This is a genomic window from Streptomyces sp. NBC_00028, from assembly GCF_045041065.1.
Classification (GTDB): Bacteria; Actinomycetota; Actinomycetes; order Streptomycetales; family Streptomycetaceae; genus Streptomyces.
In genome coordinates, this window is the sequence record NZ_CP108294.1 from 195197 (window position 1) to 208059 (window position 12863).

8 protein-coding genes are annotated in these 12863 nt (G+C 67.5%); 5 read left to right on the top strand and 3 right to left on the bottom strand.

Annotated features, from left to right (window positions below; genetic code table 11):
• The first annotated feature begins 59 nt into the window (after positions 1–59).
• Positions 60–3803, top strand: a complete 3744-nt coding sequence (locus OG885_RS44970; RefSeq protein WP_405743310.1) for a S8 family serine peptidase — start codon at positions 60–62, stop codon at positions 3801–3803.
• A 64-nt stretch (positions 3804–3867) separates the two neighbouring features.
• Positions 3868–4869: a helix-turn-helix domain-containing protein gene (locus OG885_RS44975; RefSeq protein WP_331729184.1), complete on the top strand. Its 1002-nt coding sequence runs from the start codon at positions 3868–3870 to the stop codon at positions 4867–4869.
• 386 nt (positions 4870–5255) lie between these two features.
• On the opposite strand, the gene OG885_RS44980 is transcribed toward OG885_RS44975, so the two are convergent.
• From OG885_RS44980 to OG885_RS44990, 3 genes are all read right to left on the bottom strand, one after another.
• Positions 5256–6389: a ParB/RepB/Spo0J family partition protein gene (locus OG885_RS44980; RefSeq protein ID WP_331729188.1), complete on the bottom strand. Its 1134-nt coding sequence runs from the start codon at positions 6387–6389 to the stop codon at positions 5256–5258.
• On the bottom strand, positions 6386–7657 hold the full coding sequence (locus OG885_RS44985) for a ParA family protein (RefSeq protein ID WP_331729191.1): 1272 nt from the start codon (positions 7655–7657) through the stop codon (positions 6386–6388). Before OG885_RS44985 ends, OG885_RS44980 begins: the two co-directional genes overlap by 4 nt.
• Positions 7658–7890: 233 nt before the next feature.
• A complete protein-coding gene (locus OG885_RS44990; protein ID WP_331729194.1) occupies positions 7891–8763 on the bottom strand; it encodes a hypothetical protein in 873 nt (290 codons plus the stop codon).
• Between the two features lie 908 nt (positions 8764–9671).
• Here OG885_RS44990 and OG885_RS44995 point away from each other — a divergent pair.
• The 3 genes from OG885_RS44995 (at position 9672) to OG885_RS45005 (ending at position 12851) form a co-directional block, all read left to right on the top strand.
• Positions 9672–10694, top strand: a complete 1023-nt coding sequence (locus tag OG885_RS44995) for a bifunctional DNA primase/polymerase (RefSeq protein ID WP_331729196.1) — start codon at positions 9672–9674, stop codon at positions 10692–10694.
• The gene (locus OG885_RS45000; protein ID WP_331729199.1) at positions 10691–12268 is read left to right on the top strand and encodes a phage/plasmid primase, P4 family; all 1578 of its coding nucleotides are present in this window, start codon (positions 10691–10693) and stop codon (positions 12266–12268) included. Before OG885_RS44995 ends, OG885_RS45000 begins: the two co-directional genes overlap by 4 nt.
• 202 nt (positions 12269–12470) lie before the next feature.
• On the top strand, positions 12471–12851 hold the full coding sequence (locus tag OG885_RS45005) for a DUF6009 family protein (protein WP_331729202.1): 381 nt from the start codon (positions 12471–12473) through the stop codon (positions 12849–12851).
• Positions 12852–12863: the final 12 nt, after the last annotated feature.

A 12863-nucleotide genomic window follows, 5' to 3' on the forward strand; every position in this document is an offset into this window, starting at 1 on the left:
AGACGAACAGCACACAGCGCGCCGGAAGAGGCACGGAACCGATGAGACACATACGCCTGATGGCGACGCTCACAGCGGGCATCGCCCTGGCCGCCACCGCGGCCATCCCGTCGTACGCCGACCCCACAGAACCGCAGCACACCACGGCGGCAGCCCGACCCACCCCCGATCCGGCGATCGTCCGCCTGATCACCGGCGACAGCGTGACCGTGGCCAGGGGCCCGGACGGTCACCAAACGGCCTCGATACGGCCCGGCCCAGGCCGCGACGGCATCGTCTTCCACACCTTCGAACAGGACGGGCACCTGACAGTGCTCCCCTCCGACGCCTCCTCCCTCGTCTCCCGAGGCCGCCTGGACCCGGCCCTGTTCGACGTCACCTCGCTCCTCGCCCAGGGGTACGACACCGCACACACCGACGCGCTGCCGCTCATCGTCGGCACCTCCGGCACTACGGCGGCGCGCACGGCGGACAAGCTCAGGGCGTTCGCCGAACAGGGCTCCCCCAGCCGCGAGCTGCCCAGCATCCAGGCACGTTCCCTGTATGTCGCCGAGGACGCCCTCAGCCGCTTCTGGTCCCAACTGGCCTCGAACGACGCTCAGTTGAAGGCATCATCCGTCCCCCGTGTATGGCTGGACGGCCGGGTGCGCGCCGTCCTGGACCGCAGTACCGCCCAGATCGGCGCCCCGACCGTCTGGCAGACGGGCGCACACGGAGAGGGCGTCAAGGTCGCGGTCCTGGACACGGGCGTCGACCAGACCCATCCCGACCTGGCCGGACGCGTCGCGGCGACCGCGAACTTCTCGGACAGCGCGACCACCGCCGACCCCTACGGCCACGGCACCCATGTCGCCTCCATCGTCGGCGGCAGCGGAGCCGCCTCCGCAGGCACCCGTAAGGGCGTGGCACCCAAGGCCGACCTGCTCGTCGGCAAGGTGCTCGGCGACAACGGCTCCGGCTCCGAGTCCCAGGTCATCGACGGCATGGAGTGGGCGGCCTCCCAGGGCGCCAAGGTCGTCAGCATGAGCCTGAGCTCCAACCAGCCCAGCGACGGCTCCGACGCCATGAGCCAAGCCGTCGACGAGCTCTCCCGGACCACCCCCACCCTGTTCGTCATCGCCGCCGGCAACAGCGGCCGGGACGGTGCCTCCACCGTCGGCTCCCCCGGCGCGGCCGAGTCGGCGCTCACCGTGGGCGCGGTCGACCGCGATGACTCCCTGGCGGACTTCTCCAGCCGCGGTCCCCTCGTCGGCGACGGCTCGGTCAAGCCCGACATCACCGCTCCCGGCGTAGGCATCGTGGCCGCGCGCGCCGCAGGCACCACCGAGGGCGACGTCGTCGACCAGTACTACGTGGCCTACTCCGGTACCTCGATGGCCACACCCCATGTAGCCGGCGCCGCCGCCCTGGTGGCTCAGCGCCACCCCGACTGGACCGGCCGCCAGCTCAAGGACGCCTTGGTCAGCACCGCCCACACGGTCACCGGCCAGCAGGTCACGGAGCAGGGCGGCGGCCGCGTCGACGTCCCCGCGGCGGCCCTCGGCCCGATCACGGCGACCGGCACCCTCACTCCGGGCCCCTTCCAACTCGGCGCCCCGGCCCGCACCTTCGACCTGACCTACACCAACACCTCCGACCGGGCGATCACCCTCGACCTGGCCCCCCGCCTCACGGACACAGCGGGTCGCCCGGCCCCGCAGGACGCCCTGCGCCTCGCAGCGTCCGTGACCGTCCCCGCCCACGACACCGCCACCGTCCCCCTCACCACGGACCCGGCCAGGACCGGGCAGGGCACCTATTACGGCTCTATAGCCGCCACCCCGTCCGCGGACGCAGGCCCGCCCGTGCACACCACACTCAGCCTGATCGTGCACGGCCCCGCCCACCGGCTGACGGTACGGACGTACGACGAACACGGCACCCGCATCCCCGCACAGCCCGTCATCTGGGGCCCGGCAGGCTTCGTCACCTACACCGACCCCGAGCAGGGCATCGCCGAAGTCGAGGAGGGCACCTACCAGGTCAGCCACACCTCCCTCAGCACCGCCGAGGACGGCCAGGAGCTGCGTGAAGTAGTCCTCCCGGAGGTCAAGGTCACCAAGGACACGACGGTCACCGTCGACGCCCGCAAGACCGTCCCCGTCGAGATCCGCACCCCACGCCCCGCCGAACAGCGCGGAGTGCTCAGTTACCAGACCTACCGCGAACTCGACGGCCACTCCCTGGTGCAGGGCACCATGTTCTTCGACATCGCCAGGCGTCTCTACGTCAGTCCGACCGCCCAAGTGCACAACGGAACGTTCGAGTTCGCCTCCCGCTGGCAGCTCTTCGCACCGCTGCTCCAGGCACGCGCCACCGGCCTGCCCGACCCCCTCAACGCCTACTACATGCCCAGCTCACCCCTCTTCGGCGACCGCGGAACCACCCTGCGCGCCGTGAACGCGGGCGACGCCGCCGCCCCGACTCTCAGCGGCCTCCGCGGCCGACTCGCTGTCCTTACCGACGCGCAGGGCACCGGCACGGATCAGGCACTGCGACAGATAGCGGCCGCAGGCGCCAAGGGCGTCCTTCTCGTCCACTTCGACGACAACCCCTGGACCCGCTGGACGCCCGACGGCGACCGCTCTCCCCTACCGGTCATCCGCGTCGGCGCCACCACCGGCGCCAAGATCCTGACCCGCATCCGCCACCGCGCCACCGAGCTCACCTTCCACGGCACGGCCCGCAGCCCCTACCTCTATGACGTCATGCAGGTGACCCGACAGCAGGTCCCCCAGCACGTCGTCCACACCGTCACCGCCCGCGACAGCGCCGTAGTGCACACCACCTACGCGGACAACGGCGGCAACGGCTGGGCCGCCGAACAACGCTTCGCTCGCCGCCCCTACCAGCAGACGGCCTGGCTCCAGTACAACCGCTACGTCCCCACCGGCTTCACCCGCACCGAGTACGTCAGCGCCGGAGACACCACCTGGCAGCACCTCGTGCACCACACCACCGTCTACGACCTCGATCTCCCCCTCGCTCTCGGCATGCGCGACACTCCGCGCACCTACCGGGCAGGCACCACAGCCAAGGAGACCTGGCAGGGATCGGTCGTCCGCCCCTCGATCCCCGCGCACACCAGCGAACCGACCGTGCGCCAGGGCAACGTCATGCGCCTGCGCATACCGGAGTTCACCGACTCCCAGCCCGGCCACTGGTCCCGCTACCTGCCCGCCGACGGCGGCGGCATCGGCACCAGCGGTACAGAAGAGCCCGGCGACAGAGTCACCGCGACCCTCTACCGCAACGGCACCACACTCACCGACCTCAACACCGCCTGGACCGACGTAGAGGTACCGACCGAGCCCGCCAACTACCGCCTGGAACTGCGCACTTCCCGCACCACTCCCGACTGGGACTACGCCACCAAAACCACGACGACCTGGTCCTTCCGCTCCTCCCCCACCGACAAGCCCACCGCACTCCCCCTCCTCCAACTCGACTACGCCGCACCGGTCGATGCCCACAACACGGTTAAGGGGACTGGCTATTACGGCGTAATAATCAGCGCCCGCGCCCAGGACGGAGCTCCCGCCCCGCACCACCCGAAGATGCGCGTGGAGATCTCGTACGACGACGGTCGCACCTGGCGTACGGCCAACGTCCGTACCCACGGCCAGAACTGCGTCCGCGCCACCCTCAACCGACCAAGCCACAGCGGCGGCACCGCGTATGCGACCGTGCGAGTCACGGCCCACGACGCCGCGGGCAACAGCATCCAGCAGACGGTCCACCGGGCTTGGGCGGTTCGCGGCTGACGATCGCGGCGTGGAGTACAGTCCTCGAACTGTCCACGCCATATGAGCGGAGAAGGCCTTCGGGATGCTGGAAGCTGCGGGAATCCCACCAGAACTGGAGGCCGTCTACCGGCTCCTCGTGACGGCGGGCGGTGCAACCGCCGAAGACATCGCCCGCCGCACGAACTTGGAGACAGACAGCAGCGCGCATGTACTCGAAGCCCTGGTACGCCACGGGCTGGCCACCCACACCGATGCCACGCCCCGCACCTTCCAGGCGGTTTCCCCGGACGTGGCGCTCCTCCCCCGCATCAAACTCACCGCCGACGCACTCGATACCGCACGAGCGGAGGCGGGCCGGCTCCTGGAGACGTACCGCGAGACCGCGCGCCGCCAGGACGCCGGCCAGCTTCTGGAGGTCGTCACCGGGGCGGAGGCCCTGCGCCAGCGGCTGAAGCAGATCCAGGTCAACGCCCGTGAGGAGATGCTCTGGTTCTGCCGTGCCCAGTACGTGGCCATGCCCTCCGGCACCAACACGGAGGAGTTCGACGCCCTGGCCCGGGGCGTCCGCTATCGCGTGCTGTACGAGAAGGCGTTCTTCGACGACGAGGGCGCCATTGACAACGTTGTTGCGGGCGTACGCGCTGGTGAAGTCGCCCGCTCCGTCCCGTGGTTGCCCCTGCGCCTCGCGATAGCGGACCGGTCTGTGGGCATCTTCCCGCTGGTGCCCGGCGGCCCACACGGCAGCCCAGGCCAGCCAACCACCGCGCTCGTCAGAGACAGCAGCCTGCTCGACGCCCTGGTAGCCCTGTTCGAGAGCTATTGGGAGAACGCTGTCCCGCTGCATCTCTCAGCAAAGGGCGACGAGTTGACCACAGCCGACACCCGATCCCACCCTTCCCTGTCACCGGCCGAGGGCCAACTGCTGTCCCTGCTGGTCGCAGGAATCGCCGACAAGGCGATCGCCTCGCAACTGGGCCTCAGTCGGCGAACCGTACAGCGCCGCATCCAGAGTCTGATGACACGCGCCGGAGCCGGCACACGCATGCAGCTCGCCTGGCAGGCGGCCCGCCGCGACTGGCTCTGACGATCCCTCAACTCCCCCCGGGCAAAGCTGCTTACGGCACGGGCTGCTCTCCCTGCTCGATCAATCGAGTGGAGAACTGCGCCGGCGTCTCCAATACCGCCAGCCTCAATCGGACAAATGCCCCATATCGGAATCGGCTGAGAGCGAGCACCACTCCGGCCGTCATGCGGCCACTCACGGGAGAATCGTTCTGAGCGAAGAATCGAACTGTTCGAATCACGACCACTTACGCTCGTTATACACCTTTCGCGAGATTCGAACACGGTGCGGCCGACCCGGCCGACCTATTACGGCGTAATAGGGAGAGACAGCTGTGGCCGGTACGAGAGGTTGCTCGTACCGGCCACAGCCGCAGCAGCTATTACGGCGTAATAGGGAGAGAGGGCTCAGGCGCGGGGCCCGATGCGCTGGCTCTGATGCTCGTTGAGGATGGCGAGCATCTTGTCGAACTCGGTGTTGTTCATCTTCTGGATGAGGTGCATCGCGATGAACGCGCCGTCTTCATAAGGGAGTCGCCGAACAGCACCCGACTCCGCCGGGGTCTGATCCGCATCTCCGATCACGCTGTCGGCTGCCCGGGGGTCAGGCACGGTCTCCCCCGGCTTTGCCGAGGCCTCCTTCTTGGTCGGCGGCTTCTCCTCAGAGACGGTCTGCGGAAGAGGTTCCGGAGTGACGGGGCTCGGGACAACTTCCCGCTCGTTCACTACCGGAGCAGCCACGGGCTCTGCCGGCGCAGGGGCGGGAGCGGGTACCGGTGCAGGCACGGGTACCGGTGCAGGCACGGGTGCGGGTGGAGGCACCCGCCGCTCCGCTTCCTTGCGCGCACGCTCGGCCTTCAGCTCCTCAAGCGCTGCCGCCTGCCGGTCGTGGGACTCCTTGGCAACGGAACGCAGGAGCTCGACGGGCTCCTCCCCCACGGCTGCCTGAAGTTCAGGGTTCAGGTTGAGCAGGGCCAGGCGCTGGGACACCCACCCCTGCGATTTGCTGAGCCGCTTGGCCAACTTGACCTGTGACCCGTGAAGAGCCAGCAGACGCTGTAGCGCCTTCGCCTCGTCCAGGGGGTCGAGGTCGTTGCGATGGATGTTGGCGACGAGTGCGGACTCAAGAATGGCGTCGCCATCGCTGCCTTGCTCATCGTCGACCATGACGTTGAGGTGGGTCAGCCCCGCATCGCGCGCGGCCGCGAGCCGGCTGCTGCCGTCCACGACGACATGGGTGGTGTCGGGTTCGAGGTCGTTCGCCCGGGCGGGATTGGCCTTCAGGTAGGCGTCACGGTTCATGACCGTGATGGCCTGCTTCTGGCCGTGTTCCTTGAGGCTGTCCGCGAGTTCGGTCAGGTCACCGAGCGAGGTACGAGGGTTTTCGGGGTTGGGGCTGATGCGGGTCACGGGGAGTCGGTTCGGCGGGGAAACTCCGTCGGTCGGCACACCGGTGGCCGCACCGATGGCGGCCCGCCGGGCGCTGACGGGCCGGGTTCCTCCTCCGAAGCGTCCGGCTCCCAGCTGGTCGGCCTTGCTCATGAGATCTCCCGGGCCAGTGCACGCATGGCGATGGCCTGCTGCGAGGTCGGCGCGTAGCTCAGCAGCGGCTGCTTCATGCGGACGGCCTCCTTCTGTTCCTTGAGGTCGTTGATGAGGCCGACGACTCGCGGATCCTTTATGTCGACCCATCCCTGCAGGGACGAGGTGGCGATATAGCCACGTCGGCCGTCGTAGAGGTTGACGACGATGCCCAAGTAGTCGATGTCGAGGGCGAGGTCGTTACGGAGATCCTCTATCTGGTTCGTCAGCAGGTCGTAGGCGTCGGCGGAGCTGTCCTCGGCCTGGACGACGATGAGGGCACCGGACTGGCCTGGGCCTTCACTGTCGCGTCGACGCCCGTAGTAGGCAGCGGCGTCCATGCTGAGGCCGAGGCTGGGCGGGCAGTCCACGATGACTACGTCGTAATCGGCTTCGAGCGGCAGAAGGGCTCGCTCCAGAGCTGCCTCGCGAGCGCGGACCGCGGACAGACGGACATCGAGCAGGAAGGCGTCATGGCACGCGGGCAGGAGATGCAGCCGTCCACCGAAGTGGTCTTCGTCGACGGAGACGATGAGGTCCTTGAGCTCGCCCTTCGGATCGCCGGCCATGTGGTTGGTGAGGCTGTCACCGTTCATGGCCAGCGGGGCAGCACCCAGCTGATTGGTGAGATGGCACTGCGGGTCGAAGTCGACCAGCAGAACGCGAAGCCCATGCCCAGGGAGGTTCTCCACGTCGAGCGGGTCGTTCTCCACAGCAGCGCCGTCGGTGGCGGCATCGGAGTCACCGGCTCGCAGCGCGGAGACCAGGGCCTTGGCGACGCGCACGGGAAAGAGTCGGTTGGGGTCCTCTGACAGGGCCTCACCCACGCCGGCCGTGATGGCCGTCTTTCCGACTCCGCCCTTCTGGTTGCAGACGACGATGCGACGGGTGACGTCCGGGCGCTGGACGTCCGGGGCGGGGTTCGTGTCGAGCCAGAGCTGAACGGACTGGGCAAGTCCTTGAATCAGGGAGACCCGACGGTCCTCCGCGATCCTCCGGAACTCCTCCCACTGGCCCGGCGGTAGGAAGGTGGAGAACGACTCAGCTCCGGCGGTGTCGACCGTTGCCGTAGCGGAGGCGAGGTCGCACCAAGCGGCGATGCCCTGCTCGACGGCGATCTGAATCTCGATGCCGAGCTGGGCGGTTCTGACTTTGAGGTTCTGCCGGAGCCATCCCGGCAGCTTGGAGACGACCTTGGCTCGGTCGCTTGAGGTGGCTGGCATACTCATGGCGCTACCTTACTAACGTCAGAGATCATCTGCTGCACCGACACGTTAGTAAGTGAGAGTTGGTGATACGGGGGAGTCCCGTACCCCTATTACGGCGTAATAGCTCAGCCGGGTTCACAAGACACGCAGGACTCCCCAGAGTCCCCGACTCCGCCTCCCTCTACAAGCCCACTGCATGCCATGAACCGCCCATCACGAGGGCTCTTCAAGCACCTGTCGAGCCCTCAGACCTATTACGGCGTAATAGGTCTGAGGGAAGAGGAGGACGTTGGCGCAGGGAAGTCACCCTTCCGGCCTTGGGGGTTCTGCAGTTCGGCTGCCGCAGCCAGCGCCAGATGAGCGTCCTCGGAGAGAGCGACGGAACAGGCTTTCTCCCGCTCCAACTTGCTCAGAGCTCGCAGGGCAGCACCGAGGTAGCGGTCGAGGCTCACCATCTGCAGAGGGGTTCGGCAGTGGGGGAGTACCGTCTCGATCTCCTCCAGCCAGTAGTCCACGTCGTCATCGCGCAGCAAGAACTCACGCTGCTCCAACAGTCGGCTGGCAACAGGGACCATGAGCGCGTGCTTCCGCTGCGCCTCTTCCTGAGCTCTTTGCTCAGCGGCCCGCTCCTGAGCCTGCCGGCGCTCCGCCTTGAGTACGGCCTCAGGAGTCCGGCGCACCTGTTTTGCCAGGGGAGTCTCATCAACCAGCTCGACAGCCTTCAGCCGCTTCGCCTTGTTGTACGCGGCGCTCGGTGCTCCCACCGCCAACGCGGGCGCCAACTGGATCCACTGAGCTCCCGCACTTCGTGCGTCCTCGACCGCGCGCGCCTGGTGGAGCTCAGTCTGTTCACGGAGGTACTCCCAGAGCTGGACCCGTTTCAGTGCTGCGGCACGCTGCACCTCAGCGGGCTGCTTGCTCAGCGCCTGAGCATGCTTCTCCACGTACAGCAGCGCACCGAACAGCTCGTCATCAGCAGGCATCCGCTCCACGGCCGGGTCCTCTGCGTTCTCATGCTGCTGCCGCAGCTCTGCGACCACCGCCGCAGCATCCAGGGACCCAATCCTCACAGGCGGCTTGACCAGCGGATTCGTAGGCCGTGCCGAACTCCGGGCGCGCTTCTTCATCCCAATTTCCTGTCCCACAGACCCCCGTTTCACATTCTGTGAAACACCGCCACAGTAGGGCAGGCGATCCTGCTCGACCTATTACGGCGTAATAGGTCTTCAGGGTCGGTGGCAGGGGCCGAGCAGCAGCATCGGGGGAGGGGCCTCCCAACGTTTCAGTCCCTGCTCCTCCACCCCACAACACGGCAACGAGCCCAGGGACCGAAAAGGTTCACGCTCTTGTGGGTCTCAAGGACGGGAAGAGACAGGGCCTCAGGGACCAGGGGCTGAAGGTGGGGACTGAGAGGGACCGGGTGGGCTTTGGTCCCTGAGGTGGGTCCCTGGCGTTTGTGCAGGTCAGAGACCTTTCGCCGGTTGGGATAGGGACTGAAGGGACTCAACTCCGCCATTATGACGTAGAGAAGACATGTATTCGTACGCGCGGGCGTATACGAAACACACATCAACTACAGCTCATAATGGCGAAGTTCAGTCCCTACAGTCCCTGTTCGGGTAGGGTGTAAGTCTCTGACCTGCAAAGATGCCCAGGGACTGGCTAGGGACCCTCGTTCTGCACGGACCCTGCCGTTTGGTCCCTGGACCCTTTGGTCCCTCGAGGCCCGGTGAAACACCGGCGCAGACCCCGGAGGGACCCAAGGGACTGAGGAACCTGATAGAAACGGCACGCCGATTGGACAACCTTCCTTTTGCCAAGGTGGGCCGTACACTCTTCTCGCATCAGAGTCCCTTCGGTCCCTGGCTGGTTGGCGCCGTGTCAGGTGTGTGAAGTGATCGGGCAGACAGAACGGACAAGGACGATTCCCGTGCCGCGCGAAGGAGAGGACCGAGAGAGTGCCGCCAGAGTCGCACCCGCGTCCCCTGCTCCTCCGCAGGCTGTCGCCCGCTGGTGTGCGGCGCAGGGCTGGCCGGTGCACCCTCTCTCCCCGGGCCGCAAGACGCCTGTCGGGAACTGTCCTTCCTGTTCAGGGGTCCGGCATGAGCCGGCGACCTGCCCCTGCCTCCCGGCAGGCCGGCCCTGTCATGGCTTCCACTCGGCGACGACCGATCCGGCGCTCATCGAGCGGTGGTGGGCGGAGACACCTTCCGCCGGTGTGGGTGTCGCCTGTGGCCCCGCGGGACTGCTCGTGATCGACATCGACGCCCACCAGGTGACGGTCGCCGACCGGACTCACTTGCTGCCGGGTATCTCCATCCCGGACCAGGTCGAACTCGCGGGCCTGGCCTCAGGCTTCGACACGCTGGCGCTCCTCGCGGCCTACCGAGGGGAGAAGGATCCGGCACACGACGAAGACACACTGAGGGTGCGTACTCCTTCGGGCGGCCTGCATGTCTGGTACCGGAACCCCGACGCCGGCGTCCGCTACCGCTGCTCGACCGGTTCCGGGCGAAACACGGCGCTCGCCTGGCAGGTCGATGTGCGGGCGGACGGCGGCTACATCGTGGCCCCGGGCACTCGTACGCCCAAGGGGGTCTACCGCGCCGAAGGGACCACGCGGTATCCGGCCGTAATACCTGAGTGGCTACGGACCGAACTCCGACGCACCGGGCATGTCATCGAACCCCAGCCCCCGAAGGCCGCTGTGGGCGTGCCCTCGGCAACTGCCCTGTCCGGTGCGGGTGCTGAACCCGTCAGGAGCTCCCGTCCGCGGGCCGCTGCCGCAGATCAGGTCATCGACCCCCTGATCGCCCAGGTCGCGGAGTGTGCCTCTGCTTCGGAAGGGACGGGCTTCTCGGAGAAGCTCAACAGGGCTGCCTACACGGCCGGTGGCCTGGTCGGTGCGGGCCATCTTGAGCACGCCGCCATTCGCGAGCGACTTGTCCGTGTCGCTCACTATGCCCGCCCTTGGCAGCAGTCCAGGAATGAAAAGATCGTTGACGACGCCCTTGCCGTAGGGTCCGTCCGCCCTCTTCACCTCAAAGGACGTCCATGAGCAGCAGTGCCGAAGGCTCCCCGCGTTTTGATCCGCAGGCTGCCGCTCAGCAGATGCTCGACCTTGAGTCGGCGGAAGTGGTGCCCAGTGCCGCCAGGCTTCCCGCGCAGGGTTCTGTCGCCTCCTCTGTCACGCCGGTGTCCCAGGTCGGGGTGAGCTTTCCGGCGGGGTCTGCCATCGGTGTCCCGGCCGCGTTGCCTCCCTCGCTCTCCGACCGAGGCAACGCTCGACTCTTCGTACAAACGCATCGCGACCAGTTCCGTCATGTGGAGGGCTTGGGCTGGTTCTCGTGGGACGGCTACCGATGGAAGCGTGGGGGAGGGGAGAAGGCCGCGTTGTGGGCCGCGGGGGAGATGGCCGAGGACATGCCGCTCAGCGACCCGCGTGGTGTCTTCAGCGATCGCGAACTCGCCCACCACAAGCGGCGCACCCTGTCGACGACGGGCCTCAAGGCCCTCCTGACGCAGGCGAAGGCATCGCCGGACATCTCCGTCGATCCCGACCGCCTCGACGGAGACCCTTACGCCCTGTGCACTCCCGTCGGCGTGGTCGATCTGAACAACGGGCATCTGCGCAAGCCCGACCCGACCCGTGACTTCCACTCCCGTGCCACCAGCGTCGCTCCCCAGGACATGGAGACGCCCCGCTGGCACCGCTTCCTCGCCGACACCTTCGGGGACGACGACGAGGGCAGGGAGATGATCGACTTCCTGCACCTGCTGCTCGGCTACTCCATCACGGGTGACGTCGGTGCCCAGGTGCTGCCGTTCCTGCACGGTGAGGGCAAGAACGGAAAGTCCGTCCTGCTCGACATCATGATCCAGATCCTCGGTGACTACGCCGACGCGGCCCCGCCTGGCTTCCTGATGGACCGGGGCGCCTTCTCGGAACACTCCACGGAGCTGACCGAACTGCACGGGCGCCGCCTGGTGGTGTGCAGCGAGCTGAAGCCGAACGACAAGTTCGACGAGGCCCGCGTCCGGCTGCTGACGGGTGGCGACAAGATCAAGGCCCGCCGTATGCGGCAGGACTACTTCTCGTTCACCCCCACCCACCATCTGTGGCTGCTCGGCAACCACCGCCCGGAGGTCTCCACCGGTGGCTTCGCCTTCTGGCGCCGTATCCGCCTGCTGCCCTTCACCCGCACGGTCCCGGCGCACCGCAGGATCGACAACCTCGCCTTCGAGCTCGTACGGGACGAAGGGCCGGGAATCCTGCACTGGCTGATCCAGGGGGCGCAGCGGTATCTGCGCACCAGGGACCCTCTGGAGGGCCCTGACCGGGTCCGTATGGCCACCACGGCGTATGCCACCACCGAGGACCACATCGGCCGCTTCCTCGCCGAGTGCTGCACCCGGGACTGTGATCCGGGCCGGGATCTACGGGTGGAGCAGGGGCTGCTCTACGCCGAGTACAGCTCGTGGTGCAACGCGGGCGAGGGCATTCGGCCCGCGACCCCGCGTGCTTTCGCGAACCGGGTCCGCCAGGAGGTGGGCGTGGCCTCGCCGACCGACATGATCAAGTCGAACGGCCGTAAGTATTACCCCGGAATCGGCCTGCTGGAGCAGGTATGAGGGCTGGCGTCGGGCACTCGTCCACTCGACGTGCCCTACACCGGTGTCGCGGTGCGCTCTACGATGGTGGCCCGGCCCCGTACGCGGTGGTCCCCACAGAGCGGCCCGTCACCTGGCGGCGAGCGGGCCGGAGCGGGACGGATCGATGCCCGGACATGCCCCCATGGCCGGGGAGCACGCCGACGAAGGAGGGGCAGCAGCCATGAGTTCGCTGTTGACCGAGAGCGACCTCATCCACGAGGCCGAGGTGGTGTGGCTCGAGAACCTCGAACGGCTCGACTACGTCCGTCAGGCACTGGACAAGACCAGGCGGCGCAACACCAAGCCGCCGTACGCGCGCGACGGCCGCATGGTGGGCTACGCGCTGCTGGACGAGGACGCCTCGCCGGACCCCGACAGCGGACTGTACAAGCGGCGGGTGTTCTTCCTGCTGCCCCATGACCGCGACAGCCTTCCCGAAGGCCTCTACCGTGAGGGCGCCCCGGGCGAGGCCGTCGACCCTCGCACGATCGAACCGAAGAAGCCGGGAGCGAAGACGCCCCGTTCCCAGTCCGGTTCGGTGGCCGTGGCTTCGGCGCCCTGAGTCCTTACGGCT

Excerpts from the sequence above, each read along its gene's own strand:
- OG885_RS44970 (WP_405743310.1), top strand. The coding sequence starts at position 60 with ATGGCGACGCTCACAGCGGGCATCGCCCTGGCCGCCACCGCGGCCATC.
- OG885_RS44975 (WP_331729184.1), top strand. The coding sequence starts at position 3,868 with ATGCTGGAAGCTGCGGGAATCCCACCAGAACTGGAGGCCGTCTACCGG.
- OG885_RS44980 (WP_331729188.1), bottom strand. The coding sequence starts at position 6,389 with ATGAGCAAGGCCGACCAGCTGGGAGCCGGACGCTTCGGAGGAGGAACC.
- OG885_RS44985 (WP_331729191.1), bottom strand. The coding sequence starts at position 7,657 with ATGAGTATGCCAGCCACCTCAAGCGACCGAGCCAAGGTCGTCTCCAAG.
- OG885_RS44990 (WP_331729194.1), bottom strand. The coding sequence starts at position 8,763 with ATGAAGAAGCGCGCCCGGAGTTCGGCACGGCCTACGAATCCGCTGGTC.
- OG885_RS45000 (WP_331729199.1), top strand. The coding sequence starts at position 10,691 with ATGAGCAGCAGTGCCGAAGGCTCCCCGCGTTTTGATCCGCAGGCTGCC.
- OG885_RS45005 (WP_331729202.1), top strand. The coding sequence starts at position 12,471 with ATGAGTTCGCTGTTGACCGAGAGCGACCTCATCCACGAGGCCGAGGTG.